The organism is Streptomyces sp. MH60 (assembly GCF_002939385.1).
GTDB lineage: Bacteria > Actinomycetota > Actinomycetes > Streptomycetales > Streptomycetaceae > Streptomyces.
Map to the genome: position 1 here is coordinate 338,490 of NZ_MULI01000001.1, position 23,379 is coordinate 361,868.

Sequence of the window (23,379 nt, forward strand, 5' to 3'; positions counted from 1 at the left end):
CACCCCGAGGGATGCGGGCCCCAGCTACAAGTACGCGATGTGCGGCGTCAGGCGAGAACGATGTTCTCGGCCGTCGGGCCCTTCTGGCCCTGCGCGATGTCGAAGGTCACCTTCTGGCCCTCCAGCAGTTCGCGGAAGCCCTGGGCGGCGATGTTCGAGTAGTGGGCGAACACGTCAGCGCCGCCACCGTCCTGCTCGATGAAGCCGAAGCCCTTTTCCGCGTTGAACCACTTCACGGTACCAGCAGCCATGTCGTTTCTCCCTTGGGGCAGTGCGTCGGAGCCCGCACCGTGCGGACGCCGAGTCGCCGCGATGATCACCCCATCCGGAAAAAGACCGGATATGCACAAGCGTTTCCAGCGGAACAACGTCCGACCGGAGAGCACTTGAATTTTCGGGAACCACAACTGCAACTGAGACTGACAGTAGCACGCCGCAGCGGTCAACGTGTGGCGGAGAATCTCTCTCTGCTCATTCCGGCAAAGAATCTGCCTGACTGTTCCGCTGAAATCTCAGCTCGCGGACGCAGATATTGACATACTCGCGCGACGTCATACCAGCCGGCCCAGGGCGTGCGTGCCGTTGGCGCTCGTAAAGCTCGTCATACGTCGAGCCGGCCGGCCACCGCGCCCGCGAATGAAGCCGAGGCGAGGCACCGTGGGACGTCTGTGCCTCGCCTCGGCCGCTGTGGGGAGGGCGTTACCCGGCGGCCAGTGGTGTGACGGCGATCTGGTCGATCACCGGTGCGTACGGGGACCGCTGGTCGTACTGGTTGTAGGTGTCGCCGTCGAAGTCCGGCAGCTCTTCCGCCGTGAAGGTCAGGCGGTTCCTGCCCTTGTCGAGGGTGACCGGGACGGTCAGTTCCCAGAAGTTGTTGAAGTGGAAGGTCGTCGGGAACAGGACACGGCGGGCCGGTCCGCCGTTGACGGAGAGGTCGGCGTGGCGGGCGACCGGGTCGGGGTTGTAGTGAGTGGCGGGTGCCTGTTCGGCGTTGGAGTAGCGGATGGTCAGGGCGTGCCGTCCGGCCTTGGCTGCGGTCACGTCGATGCCGAGGGCATTGGCCTTTCCGGCGCCGATGTCTGTGACGGCCGTGCCGTTCGCCGCGAAGCTGTAGGCGGCGGTCGGCTTGGCGGCACCGGTGAGGGAGCCGTCCTCGGCCTGGTGGACGGTCGGCTTGAGGGTTCCCCGCGACGGTATGACCCGCAGCCGGTCGAGGCTCAGCCCGCCCGACACACCGGTCAGGGTGATCTTGTTGATGCCGCCGGAGAGGAACAGCTTGACCGTGTCCGTGCCCTTCCTGGCGCCCCCGACCGGATGCCCGGGGAGCTTCTCACCGTTCAGAGCCAGGCTCGCCGACCCGCCGCCCAGATGGTCGACGGAGACGGTGGATTCGCCGTCGGTGGGGGAGTGGACCCAGAAGGTCGTGGAGGCACCGTCGGGCAGGGGGACCGTGCCGGGGCCGGAGGCGCCGGAGCGGGTGTAGACGGGTCGGGTGCCGTCGAGCGCGGCGTACTCGGCTTCGTAGACGGACGGCTGGGTGACGTTGCCGTCGCGCAGACCGAGGTCGATCTTGTCGATGATCGCGTCGCCCCGGGTGACGCCGAGCTCGGGGTCCTGTGCGGCGAGGGTGATCCGGTGCTTGCCGGCGGTCAGCCTCACCGCCGTGTCGGTGTGCCCCCACACCACCCACTTGTAGCCCAGCGGCAGCCGCAGCTCCTGCGGGTCCTTGCCGTCGACGCGCAGGAAGACGTTGGTCGGGCCCTGCTCCTTCACCAGGTCGTACTGGTTGAACGAGTTGGCGAAGACGCTCAGGTCGTACGTGCCGTCCTGCGGGACCTCGACGTCGAAGGCGAGGACGCCGTCGGACCCGGTGCGCAGCCCGCCCACGTTGTAGGCGCCGGACGTGGCGAACTTGCCGACGTTCGACGGGGTGCCCTCCGGGCCGTTCCTGGAGTAGCCCGCGCCGGTGTAGGCGGCGTTCTCCGCCTCGTACGTCTTGCGCCAGCCCACCGAGGGCGCGGCCGGCGCGCCGCCGCTGCCGCCCGGGGAGAGGATGACCTGGTACGCCGACATCTCGTTCATGTCCCGCATCGGCAGGGTCACCGTGCCGTCGGCCCCGACCCGCACCTTCTGGTCGGCCAGCCGCAGCGGCTGCGCGGAGTCGCCGACCTGTCCGGTCCAGGGGATCTCCTGCACGGTGGCGCGCACGGTCGTGCCGAACAGCCCGGGGTCGATGTTGCGGAAGACGACGTCCGCGTCGCCGCTCTTGCCTCCGAAGAGGGCCCGCGACTGCTTCTTGCCCTCGTCGAGCGTGGCCACGCCCTGGAGGGTGTACTGCACGTTGGGACGCGGGGCGGTCACCTGCACCGTGTGCCCGGACATCTGGCCGTAGGCGTTGAACAGCCACCACTGGCCGTTGCCCTTGTTGGCCTCCACGGCCGAGTCGTTGAGATTGCCGTCGATGTTCCAGTACGCCAGGTCGGCGTCGATCTTCGACTCCTCGATGGCGGAGACCCACTGGACGACCTGGCCGGGCACCGACAGGTGGTAGTTGTGGCCGTACTCGTTGACGTTGATCGGCAGCGGGTCGACCCCGACCTCCTTCTCCCACCCCCGGTACCTGGCCACACTGGTGCGGACCGCGGCGGGTGAGGACAGCTCGTGCCAGGTCATCACGTCCGGCACGACGTCGTTGTCCTTCGCGTACTGGAGGAAGCCCTTGACCTGGCCGAAGAGCTGGGAGGTGTTGGGGCCCGCGATCCGCGCGTCCGGGTCGAGGCTCTTGATCAGGTGATGGACGTTCTTCCACGCGGCGAAGAACTGCCGGGGGTCGTCCAGCCAGGAGACCTTGTCGTAGCTCCAGTCGCCCGTGCCGAACATGTTCCCCTCGGGTTCGTTGAAGGGGACGTAGACGACGTGGTCCTTGTAGTCGCCCATGGTCATGACCTGGCGGACCTGCTTCTTGATCTTCTCCTTGAAGTCCGCGAGCCGCGCGGGACCGTCGACGCCCGGCCACTGGTAGGGGAAGCCTCGGTAGATGTCCGTCATGTAGATGTAGACGTCCTTGCCGCCCGACTCCACGAAGGGCGGCAGTATCTCCAGCGCGTCGGCTCCCGGATGCTGCGGACCGTCCTGCGCCTTCGTGGACACCGTGCGCAGACGCATGCCCTCGATGAGGTTGCGGCTCGGCACGCCGTCGCCGTAGACGCCGTAGAGGGAGCCGGAGGCCCCGCCGTGGAAGGCGCCGGTGTCGGTGGCGAGGTCGATGACGAGCTGCTCCGGTGCCGCCGCCCGGGCCGACCCGGTCGCGGGGCCGGCGAGCAGGGCGGCCAGGACCGCCACCGCCGCGGTACCGGCTTCCGTCATTCTTCTTCTTCGCACTGAGGTCTCCAGGAGGTCCGCGTGCTGGGTGGAGGGAAAGGCGAATCGGTTCGACATGCCGGCGGCCCGCGAGAAGGCGAGCCTGTGGCCCGGAAGGGGGGCCAGGGGTGTGTCGGGAGTGACGTCCGCTCGGCGCGGCACGGTGGGGGCGCACGGGCTTCGAACCGGTTCGGGGGAAGCTAGCACCGGCTCGACCCGTCGGCAATGCCTCTGACAGAGGGAACTATGCGGCGGTCAAAGGGCCTTGGAAACTACGAGACGTTCTGCGTGAAGCATTGACAGCGATGGATGCGCTCCCTACTTTCCCTTCAGCGAACCGGTTCGACAGCCGGTCGTGATCACCGTCCAGCCCCAGACCTTCGGACGATCGGTGGGTGCGCTCACCTCTTCCGTTCGAATCGGTTCGACAGAGGAGTTGCCGTGAACATCGGTGAAATCGCCAAGCGGGCCGGTGTCTCCCGGAGCACCGTGTCCTACGCGCTCAGTGGCAAGCGCGCCGTGTCCGAAGAGACCCGTCGGAAGATCCAGCGGGTCATCGACGAGCTGGGGTACCGGCCCAACGCGAGTGCCCGGGCCCTGGCCAACGGCCGTACCAGCACGATCGGCCTGGTGTTCCCGCCGGCCGGCAATCACTACACCGGGATGCAGCTGGACTTCATCGGCAGCGTGGTGGAGGCCGCCGCGGCGCACGACTACGACGTGCTGATGTCACCGAGCGGCGTGGACAGCGACCGCTCGTTCCAGCGCCTGCTGGGGGAGCGGCGGGTGGACGGTGCCATCCTGATGGAGATCAGGCTGGAGGACGACCGCGTCGATCACATGGTCGAGTTGGACTTCCCCTGCGTCGCCATCGGTCGTACGGCGCATCCGGAGGAGGGCTGGTGGGTCGGCCTGGACCACACCAGGCTGGCGGAGGCGTGCGTCCATCATCTCGCGGACCTGGGCCACCGCACGATCGCCTTCGTCAACCGGCCGGAACAACTGCTGCGCACCGGATACGAGTCCGCGCACCGAGGGCTGGAAGGGTTCACCAAGGCCGCCGCCGAGCGCGGGCTCACCGTGCGGACGTACTGCTGCGGGGACGACGCGGCATCCGGTCAGGCGTGCCTGGAGCGCATCCTGCACGACGACCCGGCCACCACGGCCCTGGTCACCCTCAACGAGGCAGCTCTCGGAGGCATCTACCGGGGCCTCGCCCGGGCGGGTCGCCATGTGCCGCGCGACTTCTCGGTCACCGGGGTGGTGGCCGGCCGATGGGCGGAGACGGTGACGCCGCAGCTCACCGCGGCGGACGTGCCGGCGGAGGAGATGGGCCGGCGCGCCGTCGAACTCCTCATGGAACGCCTCGACCATCCCGGCGCGGCACCACGGCACCACCTCCTTGTGCCACCGATCTCCCTGCGCTCCAGCACCGGACCCGCAACCGGAGCGGTCCCGGCCGACACCCCGGCCGGCCTCTCTCCGCGGTCCTGACGAACGACCCCGCTCACGGACCACCTCCTCCTCCCGCAGCGCCCCGCAGCGTTCACCTCCGGCCGTGCGGGCATGCCCTCGCACGCCCGCACGGCGTCCCGAGCACACCTGTGCCAAGAACTAAGGAACCCGCAATGCGCAGAATCCCCAGGCGTCGCCTCACCGCGGCAGTGGCCTTGTCGACCGTCGTCGCCGTCACCGGCACCGCCTGCTCCTCCGGCTCGGGCAGCACGAGCGCCAAGGGCGACAGCGGAACGTACACCGTCTGGGACCCCTACCCGCAGTTCGGCAAGGGGTCGGCGTGGGCGAAGCTGCTGGATGCCTGCGGCACCAAGGCCGGCGTGAAGATCAAGCGGACGGCCTTCGACACGAGCGACCTCTCCAACAAGGCGCTGCTGGCGGCGCAGCAGGACAACTCCGCGGACGTCCTCATCGTCGACAACCCGGTGGTGTCGACCCTGGCCGAAGCCGGCGTGCTCACCACGACCGACGAGAACAAGCTGGACACCTCCAAGGCCGACGCCAACCTGCTCGCCGCCGGCCAGTCGGGCGGCAAGACGTACGGCACGCCGATCGGCGCCAACACCCTTGCCCTGTACTACAACAAGGACGTGCTGCGGAAGACAGGCGTGGACATCACCTCGGTCAAGGACTGGAAGTCGCTGACGACGGCCCTCGAGAAGGTCGAGGCAGCCGGGAAGAAGGGCATCACCTTCTCGGCCATCGGCACCGAAGAGGGCAGCTTCCAGTTCCTGCCGTGGTTCTGGGGCTCCGGGGCGAAACTGACCGAACTCGACTCCGAGCAGGCGGCCGACGCGCTGTCCCTGTGGAAGGACTGGCTGGAGAAGGGGTACGCGCCCAACTCGGTCATCAACAACACCCAGACGACCAGCTGGCAGGAGTTCGCGAGCGGCGACTACGCCTTCGCGGAGAACGGCACCTGGCAGCTCGCCAACGCCCAGAAGGCCGGCTTCGACTACGGCGTCCTGCCCATCCCCGCGGCCGCGGGAGGCAACGCCGCGGCCCCGACGGGCGGCGAGTTCGTCACCGTCCCCGCCCAGGGCGACACCGGCCGCTACGCCACGTCACGGAAGCTGGTCTCCTGCCTGACCAGCGCCGAGAACCTCAACACCACCGACGCGACCCTGTCGTACGTGGCACCGACGGGCGAAGTGCGGGACAAGCAGGTCGCGGCGAACGCCGAGCTGAAGCCCTGGGTCGACGCGGTGAAGGCCGCCAAGGGACGCACCAGTGACGACCTGGGCACGAAGTACCCGCGGATCTCCGAGCAGTTGTGGAAGGCCGTGCAGTCCGCCCTCAGCGGTGCGCAGTCACCGAAGGACGCGCTGGCCAAGGCCCAGTCCGCCGTCAAGTAGCCACGAAACCCGGTCAGCAGATGACTCACACGACCCAGTTGCCGGACCACCGGCCCGCGCGCGTCCGGAAGGGGGCGGCCGGCGTCACCCCGCCACCGGCTTCCGCGCGAACACGGCGTCGTCCGACCTCCCAGCAGTGGGCCGCCTGGGCCTTCCTCGCCCCGGTGACGCTCTACCTCGTCCTGTTCTACGCCTACCCGCTGTACCGCAACATCGACCTGAGCCTGCGCAACTACACGGTCCGTTCCTTCGTCCAGGGCAACGCGCCGTTCACCGGCCTGGAGAACTACCTCACCGTCTTCGACGATCCGGCCTTCACGCCGGCCCTGCTGCACACCGCGGTGTTCACCGTCGCGTGCCTGTTCTTCCAGTACGCCTTCGGACTGGCCCTCGCGATCTTCTTCAAGCAGCACTTCCCCCTGTCGGCGACCTTGCGTGCCCTGTTCCTGGTGCCGTGGCTGCTGCCGCTCATCGTGTCGGCCTCCACCTGGTCGTGGATGCTCAACAGCGACTCCGGCATCGTCAACGCCGTCCTGCACGCCGTCGGCATCAACCCGGTGAACTGGCTCACCTCGCCCTCGTGGTCACTCACCTCGGTGATCATCGCCAACATCTGGATCGGCGTGCCGTTCAACCTCGTCGTCCTCTACAGCGGGCTCCAGTCGATCCCGGATTCGCTCTACGAGGCGGCCGCCCTCGACGGGGCGAACGCCTGGCAGCGCTTCCGGCGCATCACCTTTCCCCTGCTGCGACCGGTGTCCGCCATCACGCTGCTCCTCGGCCTGGTCTACACGCTCAAGGTCTTCGACATCATCTGGATCATGACCAAGGGCGGGCCGGCGGATGCGTCCACCACCTTCGCCACCTGGTCCTACCAGCTCGGATTCGGCAACGCCCTGCCCGCCTTCGGACCAGGGGCGGCGGTCGGAAACCTCCTCGTCGTCGCCGCCCTGGTGTTCGGTCTGATCTACCTGAAGGTCCAGCGAAAGCAGCACGCCTCATGACTACCGCGACCACACTCCGCCCGCGCGGGAGCCGGAGCCACTGGTGGAAGACGGCCACGGGCACCCTGCTCACGGCGGTCATGCTCTTCCCGGTCTACTGGATGCTCAACGTCTCCTTCACCCGGGACGAGGACATGCGCAAGAGCCCGCCCGGCCTGTTTCCCGTGCGGGGCACACTCGACGGCTACCGCAGGGTCCTCGACGAACAGCTGCCCTACCTCGCCACCAGCCTCGTCATCGGCCTGGGTACCGTCGTCCTGACCGTGGCCCTGGCCGCACCCGCCGGATACGCGCTGGCCAAGCTCCGCCCCCGCGGCGGCGGCATCCTCAACTTCGTCCTGCTGGCCGCCCAGATGATCCCCGGCATCATCATGGCGATGGGCTTCTACGCGATCTACCTCAACCTCGGCCTGCTCCAGTCCGTCCCCGGCCTGGTCCTCGCGGACTCCACCCTGGCCGTCCCCTTCGCCGTGCTCATCTTCACGGCGTTCATGTCCGGCATCCCGGGCGAGCTGATCCAGGCCGCCACCATGGACGGCGCCGGAGCCCTGCGCACCTTCTGGTCCGTCGTCCTGCCGATGAGCCGCAACTCCGTCGTCACGGTGTCCCTGTTCGCCTTCCTCTGGTCCTGGTCCGACTTCGTCTTCGCCGGCACCCTCGTCAACGGCGGCGCCCACGAGCCCATCACCCTCGGCATCTACCACTACATCGGCAACAACAACCAGGAATGGAACGCCATCATGGCCACCGCCGTCGTGGCCTCACTGCCGGCCGCCGTCATCCTCGTCCTGGCACAGCGGTACGTCGCGGCCGGCGTCACCGCAGGAGCCGTCAAGGACTGACGTCCCCGGCAGCCCGTCCCTCCTCCTCGTCACGGCTCCACCGTCCCTTTGCCGGACGGCCGTTGCCTCCTGCCCGAGAAACGAGTCGCCTTTCATGACCGCCGCCCGATCCGGCCCGGCCTTCTCCGTCCACGACATCCCGTTCAGCACCCGCGGATCCTGGTTCGGCATCTCGCCCGTGGTGGCGGAGAAGACGTACGCCGAGGACCTCCACCTCGTCTCCCACCAAACCGGCATGCACGCCGTCCTGAGCCTGACCCCCGTAAGCCCGGCGACGGGCACCCGCGCCGCAACACGCGTCGGGGCGACCCCGGACCTGCTCAGCTGGATCGGTCGGACGGGACGCGTCGACCTCGCCTACGAGTCGCCGGACACCCTTCGTCTGCGGGGAAACGGCCTGGGCCTCCGCATCCGCGCGGCGGCGCGGGCACTGACCCCGTTCAGCGGCACCTACTTCTACCAGGAGCCCCACGCCGCCGCGTACGTGTTCACCTCGTACGAGACGGGACGGCGCTACCGGATCACCGTCCTGTCCGGCACAGTGGCCGGCACCACCGGCGCGCAGGCACTGGGCAGTGCCGACCGCGGTGTCACGATCGTGGCCGACGACGGCGGGACCTGGGAGATCGCGGTCGAGGAGTACGAGACCGCACGCACCCCCTACAGTTCCTCGGCTGCCTTCGACCGGATCGTCGACGCCGCGCGCACCGCCTTCACGGACTTCACCGATGCCATCGCGCCGTGGCGTTCGCCCGCCACCCCCGCCGCGGAGCTCGCCGCCTATGTGCTGTGGTCCGCGACCGTCCGGCCGACGGGTTTCGTCACCAGGCCCGCGGTGCTGATGTCCAAGCACTGGATGGACAAGGTGTGGAGCTGGGACCACTGCTTCAACGCCCTCGCCCTGGCCCCCGGACAACCGGAACTGGCCTGGGACCAGTTCTTCCTGCCCTTCGACCACCAGGACGAGAGCGGCGCCCTGCCGGACTCGGTCACCCACTCCGAAGTACTGCACAACTTCGTCAAACCCCCCATCCACGGCTGGGCCTTCGGACACCTGCGCCGACGTCTGCCCGCGCCACTCGAGAGGACGCGACTGACCGAGGCGTACGACCGCATCGCCCGCTGGACGGACTTCTGGCTCACGGCACGACGCGCCCCCGGTGCCGCCCTGCCCTACTACCAGCACGGCAACGACAGCGGCTGGGACAACGCCACCACCTTCGACGCCGAGCGCGTCGTCGTGACCGCCGACCTGGCCGCCTTCCTCGTCCTGCAGATGCGTGAACTGGCGCGACTTGCCGAAGAATTGGAGCTCGCGGACGACGCACGGCGGTGGACGCGAACGGCCGACACGACGCAGGCGGCGATGCTCGGGGAACTGTGGACCGACGGCCGCTTCATCGCCCGCTCGCTCGCGGACGGCCACCCCTTGGCCGGCACCAGCCTCCTGGACCTGATGCCCATCACGCTGGGCGAGCACTTGCCCGAGGGCGTCGCAGCCGAACTTGCCGCAGGGCTGAAGGCGCACCTGACGCCACACGGCCTGGCCACCGAACAGCCCACCTCACCGCACTACGTCTCCGACGGCTACTGGCGCGGACCGATCTGGGCCCCGTCCACCGTGCTCGTCGAGGACGGTCTGCGCCGTGCCGGTCACCATCGTCTCGCGAACGAGGTCAGCGCACGATTCCGCGCCCTGTGCGAAAGCTCCGGCTTCGCGGAGAACTTCGACGCAGTCACCGGCACGGGGCTGCGCGACCGGGCCTACACCTGGACCGCAAGCGGCTACCTGCTGCTCGCCGAAGCGTACGAACTCCGACGCACCGAGCCGTCGCGGGCGGTCACCGTCTGACGGACCACGCCGGCACCCGTTCGGAGCCTCCCCGGTACGCCCTGGGGGGGGGCTTCGCGGGTCAGTGGAGTGCACGGCTCCGGCGCGGGTTCGGCTGTGATCGGAGCATGGGGCGGCTGACGGCTCGGGCTGTCAGTCCTCATGTACGGCGCGGCGGGCGGACCGACGGCGAAGCCACAGGGGGAGCACGTACCACGACAGTGCGAACCACACCATCACGCCGCCGACGAGCAGCTTCGCCATGAGGTCCGGAACCACGACGTGCAGGATCAGAAGCAGTGTGCACCCGATGGTCACGGCCATCAGGAGCATGCCGCCCACCATCAGCCGGTGAGCCACTTCGACCATCTCGTCCTTCATCCGCTGCCCCGACAGGAACCGGTGGATGGAGACCGGGGCGATCAGGGACGCCGTGGCCGTGGCCCCCGAGACGACGGTGATGACGTAGACGGCGTGGTCGAAGGTGTCCAGGTCGTGGAAGAGCGGGGTGAACGCGACACTGAGCAGGAAGCCGAACAGGATCTGGACCCCAGTCTGAGCGACGCGCGTCTCCTGCATGATCTCGTTCCAGCGACGGTTGACCCGCTCGCGGGGCGTCTCCGGCGCCTCGTCCGGGGCGGCACCGGTATGCCCTTCACACGCACAGCACCCATCGGTCGCTGCCTCCGGCCGCTTGATCGACTCCGTCGTCACGTTCGTGACCCCTCCCTTCGCGGACCATTCATCTGCCCGTTGAAGCTGTCCGCATGCCGGGGACGCCGACGATGACCAGGGGGGTGGCGGTCAGCCCAGGCGGAGGTCCTTGGAGACTCGGTGTGCCGTGGGAGGCCCGCCTTCGTGCGTACCTCTGTACGCCACCATGGCAAATGTTCATATAGGTGACCGGCGAGCACGTACATGACTCTTGACTCGCCCGGGACGCGCTCTCTACTCTCCCGATAGAGAGCGCTTTCTGTCCGTTGCTCTGAGGTGTTCCCACCCGCGTAACAGTTCATGCCCGCACCCGTTCATCGCCCCCACGTCTGGAGATCGAACGATGGAACTGAGACCTCTCGTCACCTCTTTCGGCCTGCTCGCCGGCACTCTGGCCGCGGCGGCCTCCGGCACGACCGCACAGGCGGCGGCGCAGGCCGCGACGACCGTCTACGTCGCACCGTCCGGGACCGCGGGCGCCGCCGGCACCCTGGCCGACCCGACGACGCTGGCCTCGGCGATCAGCCGGGTGGCCGCGGGTGGCACGATCTACCTGCGCGGCGGAACGTATGCCTACAGCCAGACCGTCACCGTGCCCCAAGGGCAGAACGGCACCGCATCCGCGCGTACCACCATCACCGCCTACGCGAGCGAGAAGCCGGTGCTCAACTTCGCCGCGCAGAGCGAGAGTTCGGCGAACCGCGGGCTGCAGGTGAACGGCTCGTACTGGCACGTCAAGGGCATCGTCGTCGAGCGCGCCGGGGACAACGGCATCTACGTCGGCGGCAGCGACAACGTCATCGAGCGCACCGTCACGCGCTTCAACCGCGACACCGGCCTCCAACTCGGCCGGATCTCCTCCAGTACGCCCGCGAGCCAGTGGCCATCGAACAACCTGATCGTGAGCGCCGAGTCGCACGACAACGCCGACTCCGACGGCGAGGACGCGGACGGGTTCGCCGCCAAACTCACCACGGGCACGGGCAACGTCTTCCGCTACGCCGTCTCCCACCACAACATCGACGACGGCTGGGACCTGTACACCAAGACCGACACCGGAGCGATCGGCCCGGTCACCATCGAGGACTCTCTCGCGTACGGCAACGGCACGCTCAGCGACGGCACCGTGAACACCAACGGCGACCGCAACGGCTACAAGCTGGGCGGCGACGACATCGCCGTCAACCACGTCGTGCGCCGCAGCATCGCCTTCAAGAACGGCCACCACGGGTTCACGTACAACAGCAACCCGGGCACCATGGCGATCTCCAGCAACTTGAGCGTCGACAACGCGGAGCGCAACTACTCGTTCGACAAGGGCACGTCGGTGTTCCGCTCCAACACCTCGTGCCGCTTCTCGGTATCCGGCTCGAACGACAAGACCGTCGGGAACGCGGACAGCTCCAACCAGTTCTGGACGGGCTCGAACGGCAGCCGCTGCTCCTCCTACAGCGGAGCCCTCGGCTGGTCGTTCGCCACGGACGGCAAGCTCGTCGTCACCCTCGGCGGCAAGGCCGTAACGCTGTAAGGGCGCCCAACGGACGGGCGTGCCCGGCGAACGCCGACCGCTGGGCACGCCACTGCCCCAGCCGGCGCACCACGGTGGGCTCAGCCGGGCCCGCGCACCACGAGTTCCGCCCGGCCGGACAGCAGACCGTGACCACCGGAAAGCTGCCCCAAGACACGATCCGGTTATGACATTCGGCCCACCGGCCCACAGGTCACCGAATCGCTGCAGGCGTAGCAACGCTCGATGTCGTGCCCCCATGCCTCGGCCAGGCCCCTGATCGTCATCACTTCGCGTCAGTGCCGAAGGTCTCCTCGCTCGCGGACTTGCACGAGATGGTCGAACGGTGGGACCTGCACGACGGGAGGCGTCGGATCGGGGCCGGACAGCGGGCGATCGACGCGTACTTCGCGATCGAACAGCCGCTGTTGCCGCCGCTGCCCAAGGAGCCGTCCTATCGGAGTTTGACCGTTGAGACGGATGAGAAAGGGCTATCCGGAGAGTTCAGCCCGCCACGTCCGTGGCCAGTTACCGGACGGCGGCGGATCTCCCGCGATGCCGAGGTCACGCCTCGCACTCTCGTAAAAGGCATCGCGTGCCACACTCGCGAGCCGATGGGCCTTGGTCCACATCTCGGCGTCGACAGGCCCCTCCCTCACGAGCAGCTCTATGGTCCAGATCATCTCGTGCCAGTTCCGTGCCGCCGCGATCGTCGCCGCGTCCCCGACGAGCAGCACCGACTCCCACTCGGTAGCACGGTGGGACTCCGCGTCGGCAAGCAGAGGCAGACCGTCGGCCGGCTGCAACGGATCGACCACATCCGCGAACCCGAGACCTGCACCGATGCGCTGGGCGACACGAAGCTGCGCCTTGAGGGCATTGGCATATCGACCGTACGTCTCGAAGCGCTTCTCGTCCCACCGCTCGTCCCGCTGCCGCTTCCACTGTCGACGCTCGGTCAAGCTCTGCACGGCATACGAGCCGAGCGAACCGACCACGACACCTATCAGAGCGGGCAACTGATCCAAGAGAACCACAGTTTCTCCCTCGGCCGGTCTCTGGTGCGGCACGCTCGTCGCTCCGCATCCAAGAGGCCGTACCCACCCAGGGGCCCGTCCCCACCTTCGTCATCGTCAGAGGCATCTCTGCTCGGCGTACCCGCGCGACCAAACTTCGATGGCTGCGGACGTGGGATGGCCGCCGAACGAGCGCTCCAACGCGCACCATGCGGCATGCGCGGAGGTCGTCCGGCGATGCCCTACCGCACCGTGGTCCCTCTCGACACGTTGGGTGACACCTACGGCCTGGCCGACGAGGTGATCGGCGATCCGGCCGGGGCTACGGAGTCCGGCACCTCCACGTAGTCGGGCAGCTCGATGCCGTTGATCGCGCGCCCGACCAGCTCGGTGAACCATTCGCTCGTGAAATCGGGGCGCGGCTCGGCGTCTGGCCCGGGGACCTCGCGGCTGCGGGCGTTCAATCGGCCGATCTCCTGGTTGGCCTCGACGAAGGGGCGCATCCGCGCCTCGTAGCGGGCGAACCCGGTGCCGGGGTCCCACTCGGCGGCGGCCAGCTCTCCGGCCAGCAGGTAGGCGCCGACCAGCGCCAGCCCGGTGCCCTGCCCGGACATCGGTGACGAGCTGAACGCCGCGTCCCCGAGCAGCCCCACCCGTCCGCTCGACCAGCGATCCATCACCACCTGGGCGACCTGGTCGAGGTAGAAGTCCGGGGTGTCGTCCAGGTGCGCGAGGATGTCCGGGGCCAGCCAGCCCAGGCCCGCCATCCGCTCACGCAGCAGGCGCTTCTGGGCCGCGACGTCACGGTAGTCGACGTCGAAGTCGGCAGAGGCGGAGTAGAACATGGCCATCGCCCGAGTGGCGTCCTGGATGGGGCGCAGGAGGGCTGAGCGCCCGGACTCCTGGTCCTGGTACTCCAGCAGCCAGCGGTCCAGCCCGAACTCGTTGGGCACACTGTAGAAGGCCAGCACGTGCCCGAGGCGGCGGAGGAACCGCTCATGCGGTCCGAAGACCATCGCCCGCAGCTCCGAGTGCAGCCCGTCGGCCCCGATCACCAGGTCGAAGCGCCGCCGGTCGCCGCCCGCGAAGACCACGTCGACCCCGTCCGCGTCCTGGGCGAGCTCGGCGATTCGGTCGCCGAAGAGGTACTCGACGCCGTCGCGGGTGTCGTCGTAGAGCACCTGGGACAGGTCCCCGCGCAGGATCTCGATGTCCGCGATGAACCCGTCGCCACCGTCGTCGTCCGCGCGGAAGGTCTCCAGCACCTGCCCGCCCGCGTCCACGGTGTGCGCGCCGGCGGTGTCGGTGCAGGCCGCGCGGACCGCCGCGTCCAGCCCCATGCGCCCGATGACCTCCTTGGCGACCCCGCGCGCGTCCACCGCCTGCCCGCCGGGACGCAGCCCGGGAGCCCGCTCCACCACGGTCACCGCGGCCCCCCGCCGGCGCAGCCAGTGGGCCACGGCGGGTCCCGCGATGCTCGCCCCCGCCACCAACACCCTGGGACCGCTCACCCGCGTCCCCTGCTCGGAGTCGTCGACGCCCATCACTGCCTCCCTGTCCTTCCTCCTGCGCTGGAACGTTCCCAGCACCGGCCCACCGCTGTCGGTGGATCGGGGTATGGACTACGGATCCGCACGAGACTCATCGGTAGGACTCACATCAGCCCCAACTGGTCTGAACCAGCCGGACCAGGCTGCCAGCCAGGGCCTGTCTCCTCGACCTCGCCCACGTGCGGGGCAGCCCCAGCGCCGGGGATGCCGCCGGTGGTCCCAGCAACACCCCCACATACACCGTCTGCCCGCACTGTCCTGTCGCCCCGTGTCCGCCAAAGTCGTGGGGGTCGGCGGACACGGCCGGCGGATTCACAAGCAGGAGGGGAAGCAGCATGTCAGATGCGACAGTTGGGACACGGCGCGGCATGGCTCGGCGGGGGTTCCTGGCCGGGGCCGCCGCCGTGACGGGTACGGCACTGACGGGCACGGCGCGCGCGGCCGGGACGAGTGCCCAAATCGGCTCCGGCACCCGCCCGTTGGCGCTCACCCACGTCACCGTGATCGACGGATCGGGAGCACCCCCGGCCCCCGACATGACGGTCGTCGTCGAGGGAGGCCGCATCACCGGACTCGCCCCGAGCGCACACACCCGGCTCCGCCCGGGCACCCGCACGGTCGACCTGACCGGCAAGTACCTGATCCCGGGACTGATCGAGGCGCACACCCACAGCGACGGCCCGGAGACAGTGATCCCGGCGCTGTACGCCCTCACCGGCGTCACCACGGTACGGGAGATGCGGGGCCAGCCGGTCCACCACGAGTGGCGCGAGAAGATCCGCAGCGGTGCACTGCTCGGCCCCCGCTGGGTGGTCGGCAGCCCCATCGTGGACGGCACGCCCTCACTGTGGGCGGCCGACGTGGGCCCGACCATCGAGGTACGCGACGCGGCCGAGGCCCGGCGCGCCGTGCGGCGGGTCAAGCGCGAGGGCGCGGACTTCGTCAAGGTGTACTCCCGCCTGTCCCGCGAGGCCTACTTCGCCATCGCGGACGAGGCCCGGCGCCAGGGCATCCCCCACCTCGGGCACTGCCCCGACACCGTACGGATCGCGGAGGCGAGCGCCATCGGCCACCGCACCATCGAGCACCTGCACGCGCTGCTCCTGGCGACCTCACGGCACGAGAAGGAGATACGCCGCCGCCTGGCCGCCGTACGGATCGACCCGCGCGACCCCGGCAGCCTGTCCCGCTACCACAGCTGGTTCCAGCAGGTGCATCCCCTCGAATGGCGGGCGGTACAGGGCTACGACCGGGACCGGGCGGACGCCCTCTTCCGGAGTCTGGCGGCCGACGGGACAGCAGTCGTCCCCACGCTCAGCGTGCACCGCACGCTGGAACTGCCCGACGAGGTTCCGTCCCGGGCCGACGAGTGGAAGTACCTGCCCGCCTGGCAGGTGGAGAGCTGGCCGGACCAGCTGGCGGCCCTGACCGGTGGGCGCACCCCCGAGCAGGCCCGGCGGATCCGCCGCATCTTCGAGCACCGGCTCCGGCTGGTGAGCGAGCTGCACGGCACCGGTGTGCGGCTGGCGGCGGGCACCGACACCGGCACGGGATACCTCGTCCCGGGCTTCGCCCTGCACGACGAACTGGCACTGCTCGTGGCGGCCGGCCTCACCCCGGCCGAGGCCCTGCGCGCGGCCACACGGGACGCGGCCCGCACCCTCGGCCTGCCCGCCGTCGGCACCGTGGCCCGCGGACAGGCCGCCGATCTGCTCGTCCTCGACGCCGACCCGCTGCGCGATATCCGCAACACCCGCCGCATCCACGGCGTGGTCGTCGACGGCAGGTGGATCCCGCCGCAGGAACGCCGCCGGCTGCTCGCGGCGGTGGAAGAGGCCGCCGCACAGACCCCGCCGCCCGAGGAGGGGGTGACCATGACGGGCTGCGGCTGCGGCGGACACCCCTGACGGCTCCTCCGGCGGCGCCCTCACCGACGAGTGCGATCAGCCGCAGCGCAGGAGACGCGCTGCCGCGGCACCTGCCCGTCGGGGCGCCGCGAAACAGGCCCGCCGAGAGCCCAAAACGTCCAAGGGCTCGGTGACTCTGCTGATGCCGCGTCCGCACGCAGGAAGCGGTCGGCGACGTGCGCCGGTCACGCGATCATCCCTCGGTGTGCTGCCGTGGCCGCACGGCGAGTTCGGCGGGGACGCCGGCATCGGCCTTGCGGTGATGGGATGCGCGGGTACCGGCGGCCGGGGCCGCGAGGACGGCCGTGGCGACGAACACCAGGACCACGACCATCGCCGGACGCAGTCCGTAGTGATCGCCCAGGAAGCCTAGGGTGGGCGGCCCCACCAGGAACGCGATGTAGCCGATCGTCGCCACGAGGCCGACCCGGGCGGTTTCGTCGGGCCCCGAGTCGCCCGCCGCCGACAGGGCCACCGGAAAGCCCAGGGACGCGCCGAGTCCCCAGAACAGGACGGCGGCCGCGGCCACGACGGCGTTGTCGGAGAAGATGACCAGGCACAGCCCGATGGCCCCGGAGACCGCGCTGGCCCGTACGACGGTCGCCCGGCTGTGACGTTTGAGGAAGAACGTGCCGCCGAAGCGTCCCAGGGTCATGGCAGCGGCGAACCCGACGAAGACGAGCGAGCCGACGGCGGCGTCGAGACCGTGGCCGTCGACCATGAGCAGCGGCAGCCAGTCGTTGGCGGCGCCCTCGGCGAGAGCCATGGCCAGGACGATGGCCCCGATCATCAGGAGCCGTCGGTCCTTCCACACCTGCGGGCCCGCGGGCCGCGTGGGGTCCGAAGCGGGCGCCGGGGCACGGACGCCGGTCCCGGCGGGGACGGCACCGATGGCGTACCCGAAGATCGCGGCCGTCACCGCGGCCACCGCCAGAAGGTGCCAGTGGGCGGGGAACGCCGCAGCGGTGGCCGCCATGCCGGCCAGACCGCCGATGACGGTGCCCAGGCTGAAGCACCCGTGCAGCGTGGGCAGAACCGCCGTGCCGGTGATCCGTTCCACGTCGGCACCGTCCACGTTGATCGCCACCTCGCCCGACCCGACCCCCATGCCGAACAAGCACAGCCCCGCGGTGACCAGGGGCGCGGAGGCGAGGGAGCTGCCCGCGCCCACGACGACCACGCTCGCGATGACGAACAGGGTGGCGAGCGCCGTCACGGGTCTGGTCCCGAACCGCGACACGAAACGGCCGGAACAGAGGATGCCGGCCATCGAGCCGACGGACAGACCGAACAGCACCAGCCCCATCCGCCCCGTGGACACGCCCAGACGGTCACGGACGTCCGGGGTGCGCGTGATCCATGAGGACATGGCGATGCCGTTGAGGAAGAAGAAGAGGTACAGCGCCCGGCGGCGTCGGCGTACAGCACGGTCTGTCAAGGAAGGACTCCGCCGGTGTTGGAGACAATGAGGGACGGGCAGGCGACGATCCCGCGTCACCCACCGAGTATGAACAAATGTACACATCGGGTCGGCGACCGAGAAGACAAGGCGGACAACGACGATGACAGGCAGCACTCGTGGCCCCAACGACCCCCGGCGCCGCGAACGCATCCTCGACGCCGCGCTGGATGTCATCGCAGAGCACGGCGCCATCAAGGTGACCTTCCGCAGGATCGCTGAGGCGGCGGGCGTGCCGCTCGGGTCACTCACCTACTACTTCGACGACATGCAGCACCTGCTCACCGACGCCTTCACCCGGCTGGCGGAGACCGTCTCCACACGCTACGGCGCCCTTCTGGAGGCGGCGCGGACCCGCCAGGAGGCCGAGGAGGCGGTCGTCGAAATCATCTGCGGCAAGGTCTGGGGGACCGACCGCAACCTCCTGCTCAGCTACGAGCTCTACGCCTTCGCCACCCGCAATCCCGAGGTGCGCGCCGTCATGCGCTCCTGGATGCAGGCCAGCCGGGACTCCCTGGCCAGACACTTCGACCCACTCACCGCACGGGCCCTGGACGCGCTGGTCGAGGGATTCTCCATCCACAACTCCGTCGACCCGCGGCCCACCGAACGCGAGGAGGTCGCCGCCGTCGTCCGTGCCGTCGTCGACAGGCACCACTGAACAGGATCGACCGGGCTGTGGTCGGCCCCCGTCGGCGGACACGTGCCGGGTCAGCTCGGCGACGTCGGGTGCGTGGCGCCGTGTCGGCCAGTTCGCTGTCTGTTCAGAGCAGGCCGCCGATGATGTCGGCGACGGTCTGGGGCTGCGACAGGAACGGGTGGTGGCCCGCCTTCACCTCCACCACTTCGTCCGCGCGTCGGGAGAATGCGCGTTGTGCCGCCACTGGGGTGCCCCGGTCCTCCGTGCACACCATGTACGTCGTGGGCAGATCGTGCCACGCCGCCGCCCGGACGGGTTGGTGGGTGACGGCCAGCGTCTGCCGGACCAGAAGGTCCCCTGCGCGGCGGGCGATGTCCGGCGGACAGTCCTGCACGAACGTCTCGGCGAACAGTTCGGGCCGGACGCCGAACGTGCCGCCGTCGGGATCGAAGTCCAGGAACGGAGGTGGCGCGTCGGCGGCGAACGTCGACAGCGATTCACCGGGCTCGGGCAGATAGCTCGAGACGAGAACCAAGTGACGCACCGTCTCCGCGCCCACCGCGGCCTCGGCCGCCACGATCCCGCCGTAGCTGTGCGCCACGATCGCGGTCGGCTCGGTCCCCTCGTTCAAGACAGCACGCAGCGCGGCGACATCTTCAGGCAGCCCGGGCCCCTGCGGTCCGGCCGGCCGATCGCCTTCCCCGCAGCTGGGGAACGCCGGGGCGATGCTGTTGATGCCGCGCTCCTGCAGAGCCGCGGCGGCCCGGTGCCACCACCAGGAACCATCGCGCACGCACGCCCCGTGCACAAACACCACCCGCATGTCTTCCTCCTCGATCCGGGATGCCCCGACCACTTCGATCAACGATAGACGTACCAGTAATTACGTGAAATCGTGTGGCCATGGGACGGCACAAACAGCCTGAGATCCGTGACCGCATTCTCGACGCCTGCGTCGACGAGGCACTCGCGCACGGACTGCCCGACCGCCTGGAGCCCTTCGCGGCGGCGTCCGGCACCTCGCCCCGGATGCTGATCTACCACTTCGGTACCCGGGACCAACTGCTCCGAGAAACCCTGGGACGAGCGAGGCGGCGCCAGCGCGACCTCTTCGGCGAACTGCTCTCCCCAAGGCCCGGCGAACCCTACGTGAGTACGCTGCGACGAGCCTGGCAGGACATGACCGGCCCGACCGGTCGCCCCTATCTCAGTATGTTCGGCAGGCTCCGCGAGGATGCGGAACAGCACTTGTGGCCGGGCTTTCGTCGTGAGGCCACCACAGACTGGCTGAAACCGTTGGAAGACGGCATGCGAAGCATTGGCCGTCCCGAACTGGGCACCCTCGTACTCGCGGTCATCCGAGGTCTCATCATGGACATCGAGGCCACAGAGGATGTGTCGCGAGCCGATCAGGCCTTCGAGGACTTCCTGGCCACACTCACTAGATGATCTCGCCGATGGCGGGAGCGAGGGGCTGGTCGACCCACTTTCGCGCCGTTCGGTGACGCGGCTCGAGCCATGGGACCTCGGCACCGATGATTCCTTGCCGCTGAGGGAGTCTGTCTTCCGACAGCAACCTCCCGGGAAGGCGTCCTCATGACCACCTTGCACGACTTGCTCGAAGCCCACGTCGGTGCCGGCACACTGCCCGGAGCCGTGGCGCTCGTAGCACGTGGCGACCAGGTGGAGGTGGTGGCCACCGGGTCGCAGGACGCCGAGGGCGACGCCCCGATGACCAGGGACTCCATCGTCCGGGTCGCCTCGATCACCAAGTCCGTCACCGCAGCCGCGGTACTGGTGCTCGTGGATGAAGGCCGGATCACACTGGACGATCCGGTCGGTACCTGGCTGCCGGAGCTGGAGGCACCCATGGTCGTACGCACTCCGGCAAGCCCGGTAGACGACCTGGTACCGGCCGTCCGGCCCATCACCGTGTTCGACGTGCTGGCCTCCCAGGCCGGGTACGGCTTCGCGTCCGACTTCACGCTGCCCGCGGTGCAGCAGTTGTTCACCGTGCAAAAGGACGGCCGGATTCCGAGCGCCTTCCCACCGGCGGACGAATGGATGGCGGCGCTCGGCAGTATTCCGATGCTCTACCAGCCGGGTGAGGCCTGGCTGTATGACACCTGCTCCGTCCTGCAGGGGGTGCTGATCTCTCGGGTCACCGGGCAGTCGCTGCCGGAGTTCCTGGCAGAGCGGATCTTCGGGCCACTGGGCATGGTGGACACCGGTTTCGAGGTGCCGGCCGCCAAGAGGGGACGGTTCACCAGCTTCTACCGCTCCGGCGACGACGGCAGTCTGGAGCTCGCCGACGGCCCGGGCGGGGAATGGAGCCGGCTGCCCGCTCTGCCGCTCGGCAACGGCGGGCTGGCCTCTACCGCCGACGACTGGTTGGCCTTCTGCCGGATGCTGCTGGCCGGCGGTCTGGCCGCCGACGGCAACCGGGTGCTGTCGGCCGACTCCGTCCACATGATGATGACCGACCACACGAACCCGGTTCAGCGCGACATCGGACGGCTGTTCCTGGAGGGCCAGGGGTGGGGTTTCGGTGGCTCGGTCGACATCGACCGGACCAACCCGTGGAACGTCCCGTGCCGTTACGGCTGGGTCGGCGGCACGGGCACAGCGGCGCACGTGGTCCCGGCGACGGGTGCGATCACCATCCTGCTGACCCAGGTGGCGGCGACGGGTCCGGTGCCGGCCCCGGTGATCAGAGAGTTCTGGCGGTACGCGGCTGGCGTCTGACACACCTCACGGGGGCGCCTGGCTCGTGTCTGTCGGTTCGGCCGCCTGGTCAGTGGGCCACCCAGTCCGGAACCCACATGTCGCGCGGGGCGCGAGTCGGAGTGCGCGGAGGGCCGCGTACTGCGTCAGCGTCCGTGACGCGGTCACGAGGATCACTCATCCGACTCCGCACCCGCACCCGCGTCCGGTCGTTCGTCGTCGCCGAAGGCGAGGCCGAGGTTTCCGGGGTCACGACGGTGCCTGGGGATGCGGTGGGTCGGGAGCTGCTCGGAATGGTTCCGCAGGATGCGAAGCCAGGGGACGAAGACGCGTTTCCGAAGCAGTTGGTCGCCGAGCGCCGAATGGTCATCCGGTTGAAGGCGGACCGGCTGTACGGAAGAGCACTGGACGTCACAGCCTAGACGACCGACGGAGGACCGAGGAATGCCTCCTCATGCCTCCTCCTCGCGTTCACGGGAATGCCTGCCCAAGAGGGGCGGTTCGGTGCATGATCGGCCAGTGACCGATGTTGAGGGAAGGCGCCCTTCCGTCTGGCGCCATCGTGACTTCCTGCTGTTGTGGGGCAGCCAGACAGTCAGCGAGATGGGGTCGCAGATCACCGTTCTCGCACTGCCGTTGGTCGCCGTCGTACTCTTGGACGCCTCCGCGTTCCAGGTCGGCCTGCTGGCGGCCGCGGAGACGAGTGCGTATCTGCTGGTGGCGCTGCCCGCCGGGGCCATCGTGGACCGGGTGCCCAAGCGCCGGCTGATGATCGGGTGCGACCTCGCGCTGTTCCTGGTGATCGGCTCGGTGCCGCTGGCCCATGCCTTCGGGAAGCTGACCCTCGCCCAGCTCTTCGCCGTCGCGCTCGTTTCCAGCGTGTTCGCGGTGTTCTTCTCGGTGGCCTACCAGAGCTACCTGCCGGTGCTGCTCGACCGTGACCAACTCCTGGACGGCAACAGCAAACTCGCGGCCTCCCGGTCGGTCGCGCAGATCGCCGGGCCCAGTATGGGCGGGGGACTGGTGACGCTGATCGGAGCCGCTGGGGCGATGGCTGCCGACGCGATCTCCTTCGCGGCGTCGGCGGGCTCGTTGACGACGATCCGTAAGCGTGAGCCACGCCCCGCCAGGCCCGAACCTGGCCCCCGGCCCTCCCTGCGCTCGCAGATTCGCGAAGGGCTCGCCTACGTCACCCGCGATCCCATACTGCGCAACTCCGTGGCGTTCAACGGCACAGCCAACTTCTTCGTGATCATGGTGGAGAGCCTCGGCCCGTTGTTCCTCATCCGGACGCTCCATCTGGAAGAAGGCCTGGTCGGGCTGCTGCTGGCGCTGGGAGCAGTCGGTGGAGTGGTCGGCGGCGTGACGGCCCGGTATCTGGCCCGTAAGGTCGGCTCGGCGCGGATCAGCTGGATCGCCATGACCCTGCTCTCGCTGCCCGGCCTGCTCATTCCGCTGGCCAGGCCCGGCTGGTGGGTTCTGCTGTTCGGCTTCGGCTGGATCTCGTGGACCTTCGCCTCGACCGTCGCGGGCATCTCGTTGACCAGCTACCGCCAGGCCGTCTGTCCGCCGGACATGCTCGGCAGGGTCAGTGCCGCCGCCCGCTGGATCAACTGGGGCACCCTTCCGCTGGGTGGTGTCACTGGTGGAGCCCTCGCCTCCGCCATCGGCGTGCAACGCACCCTGTGGATCGCGGTGGCCGGCGGCTGCTGTGCGGGACTGTGGCTGTTCTTCTCACCCCTGCGCGGCCTGCGTGACATCCCGCTTGGAGAGCTCGGCCCGGCACCTGCGGGCGCGACGCCGTGACAGCGAAAGCCCAGGTGTCGCCAGCCCACCGGGCCCGACCCTGACCCGTAGCCCTCAGCCGGGCGCCTGGCGTGCCCCCACGGTAGTCGCACGGGATCTCGAACGGTCCTGCCGCCACGACCACGGGCGCCGACGCTGCCACCACTCAC

The 23,379-nt window shown here is 69.2% G+C and carries 18 protein-coding genes and 1 pseudogene; 12 read left to right on the forward strand and 7 right to left on the reverse strand.

Going from position 1 to position 23,379, the window contains the following annotated elements; genetic code table 11:
• Positions 1 to 47: 47 nt before the first annotated feature.
• Together BZZ08_RS01600 and BZZ08_RS01605 are read right to left on the reverse strand one after the other, a co-directional pair.
• On the reverse strand, positions 48 to 251 hold the full coding sequence (locus BZZ08_RS01600; protein ID WP_014145516.1) for a cold-shock protein: 204 nt from the start codon (positions 249 to 251) through the stop codon (positions 48 to 50).
• Positions 252 to 699: 448 nt separating this feature from the next.
• Entirely contained in the window at positions 700 to 3,366 is a 2,667-nt protein-coding gene (locus BZZ08_RS01605) for a cellulosome protein (RefSeq protein WP_104630278.1), read from the reverse strand.
• A gap of 435 nt (positions 3,367 to 3,801) precedes the next feature.
• Between BZZ08_RS01605 and BZZ08_RS01610 the strand changes: the two genes are divergently transcribed.
• From BZZ08_RS01610 to BZZ08_RS01630, 5 genes are all read left to right on the forward strand, one after another.
• A complete protein-coding gene (locus BZZ08_RS01610; RefSeq protein ID WP_104630279.1) occupies positions 3,802 to 4,854 on the forward strand; it encodes a LacI family DNA-binding transcriptional regulator in 1,053 nt (350 codons plus the stop codon).
• A 134-nt stretch (positions 4,855 to 4,988) separates the two neighbouring features.
• Complete coding sequence (locus tag BZZ08_RS01615) at positions 4,989 to 6,230, forward strand: sugar ABC transporter substrate-binding protein (protein WP_104630280.1); 1,242 nt, start codon at positions 4,989 to 4,991, stop codon at positions 6,228 to 6,230.
• A 20-nt stretch (positions 6,231 to 6,250) separates the two neighbouring features.
• The gene (locus BZZ08_RS01620; protein ID WP_104630281.1) at positions 6,251 to 7,234 is read left to right on the forward strand and encodes a carbohydrate ABC transporter permease; all 984 of its coding nucleotides are present in this window, start codon (positions 6,251 to 6,253) and stop codon (positions 7,232 to 7,234) included.
• On the forward strand, positions 7,231 to 8,076 hold the full coding sequence (locus tag BZZ08_RS01625) for a carbohydrate ABC transporter permease (RefSeq protein ID WP_104630282.1): 846 nt from the start codon (positions 7,231 to 7,233) through the stop codon (positions 8,074 to 8,076). The genes BZZ08_RS01620 and BZZ08_RS01625 overlap by 4 nt, the downstream gene beginning before the upstream one ends.
• A gap of 94 nt (positions 8,077 to 8,170) precedes the next feature.
• Positions 8,171 to 9,928, forward strand: a complete 1,758-nt coding sequence (locus tag BZZ08_RS01630; RefSeq protein WP_104630283.1) for an amylo-alpha-1,6-glucosidase — start codon at positions 8,171 to 8,173, stop codon at positions 9,926 to 9,928.
• 132 nt (positions 9,929 to 10,060) lie between these two features.
• On the opposite strand, the gene BZZ08_RS01635 is transcribed toward BZZ08_RS01630, so the two are convergent.
• Entirely contained in the window at positions 10,061 to 10,621 is a 561-nt protein-coding gene (locus BZZ08_RS01635; protein WP_104630284.1) for a DUF6328 family protein, read from the reverse strand.
• A 271-nt stretch (positions 10,622 to 10,892) separates the two neighbouring features.
• Here BZZ08_RS01635 and BZZ08_RS01640 point away from each other — a divergent pair, with 271 nt between their 5' ends.
• The gene (locus tag BZZ08_RS01640) at positions 10,893 to 12,149 is read left to right on the forward strand and encodes a right-handed parallel beta-helix repeat-containing protein (protein WP_241965330.1); all 1,257 of its coding nucleotides are present in this window, start codon (positions 10,893 to 10,895) and stop codon (positions 12,147 to 12,149) included.
• A gap of 470 nt (positions 12,150 to 12,619) precedes the next feature.
• On the opposite strand, the gene BZZ08_RS01645 is transcribed toward BZZ08_RS01640, so the two are convergent.
• Both BZZ08_RS01645 and BZZ08_RS01650 read right to left on the reverse strand, forming a co-directional pair.
• Positions 12,620 to 13,165: a hypothetical protein gene (locus BZZ08_RS01645; RefSeq protein WP_241965316.1), complete on the reverse strand. Its 546-nt coding sequence runs from the start codon at positions 13,163 to 13,165 to the stop codon at positions 12,620 to 12,622.
• A 260-nt stretch (positions 13,166 to 13,425) separates the two neighbouring features.
• Positions 13,426 to 14,688 (reverse strand): FAD-dependent monooxygenase, encoded by a 1,263-nt coding sequence (locus tag BZZ08_RS01650; protein WP_241965317.1) that lies wholly within the window; start codon positions 14,686 to 14,688, stop codon positions 13,426 to 13,428.
• A gap of 374 nt (positions 14,689 to 15,062) precedes the next feature.
• Between BZZ08_RS01650 and BZZ08_RS01655 the strand changes: the two genes are divergently transcribed.
• Positions 15,063 to 16,601 (forward strand): amidohydrolase family protein, encoded by a 1,539-nt coding sequence (locus BZZ08_RS01655; protein ID WP_104630287.1) that lies wholly within the window; start codon positions 15,063 to 15,065, stop codon positions 16,599 to 16,601.
• A gap of 193 nt (positions 16,602 to 16,794) precedes the next feature.
• On the opposite strand, the gene BZZ08_RS01660 is transcribed toward BZZ08_RS01655, so the two are convergent.
• Positions 16,795 to 18,126 carry an MFS transporter gene (locus BZZ08_RS01660; RefSeq protein ID WP_342210947.1) on the reverse strand — a complete coding sequence of 444 codons (1,332 nt, stop codon included), beginning with the start codon at positions 18,124 to 18,126 and terminating at the stop codon, positions 16,795 to 16,797.
• Positions 18,127 to 18,163: 37 nt separating this feature from the next.
• Here BZZ08_RS01660 and BZZ08_RS01665 point away from each other — a divergent pair, with 37 nt between their 5' ends.
• Positions 18,164 to 18,721, forward strand: a complete 558-nt coding sequence (locus BZZ08_RS01665) for a TetR/AcrR family transcriptional regulator (RefSeq protein WP_104630289.1) — start codon at positions 18,164 to 18,166, stop codon at positions 18,719 to 18,721.
• A gap of 103 nt (positions 18,722 to 18,824) precedes the next feature.
• Here BZZ08_RS01665 and BZZ08_RS01670 read toward each other — a convergent pair whose 3' ends face one another.
• Positions 18,825 to 19,523, reverse strand: a complete 699-nt coding sequence (locus BZZ08_RS01670; RefSeq protein ID WP_104630290.1) for an alpha/beta hydrolase — start codon at positions 19,521 to 19,523, stop codon at positions 18,825 to 18,827.
• Positions 19,524 to 19,603: 80 nt separating this feature from the next.
• On the opposite strand from BZZ08_RS01670, the gene BZZ08_RS01675 reads away from it, so the two are divergent.
• The 4 genes and pseudogenes from BZZ08_RS01675 to BZZ08_RS01690 all read left to right on the forward strand — a co-directional run bounded on the left by BZZ08_RS01675 (position 19,604) and on the right by BZZ08_RS01690 (position 23,230).
• Positions 19,604 to 20,149 (forward strand): TetR/AcrR family transcriptional regulator, encoded by a 546-nt coding sequence (locus BZZ08_RS01675; RefSeq protein ID WP_104630374.1) that lies wholly within the window; start codon positions 19,604 to 19,606, stop codon positions 20,147 to 20,149.
• 147 nt (positions 20,150 to 20,296) lie between these two features.
• Positions 20,297 to 21,445 (forward strand): serine hydrolase domain-containing protein, encoded by a 1,149-nt coding sequence (locus BZZ08_RS01680; protein ID WP_104630291.1) that lies wholly within the window; start codon positions 20,297 to 20,299, stop codon positions 21,443 to 21,445.
• 182 nt (positions 21,446 to 21,627) lie between these two features.
• Positions 21,628 to 21,846, forward strand: a pseudogene (locus BZZ08_RS39220) (PPOX class F420-dependent oxidoreductase); the annotation flags it as partial.
• 97 nt (positions 21,847 to 21,943) lie between these two features.
• Positions 21,944 to 23,230: an MFS transporter gene (locus tag BZZ08_RS01690; RefSeq protein ID WP_241965318.1), complete on the forward strand. Its 1,287-nt coding sequence runs from the start codon at positions 21,944 to 21,946 to the stop codon at positions 23,228 to 23,230.
• Positions 23,231 to 23,379 lie beyond the last annotated feature (149 nt).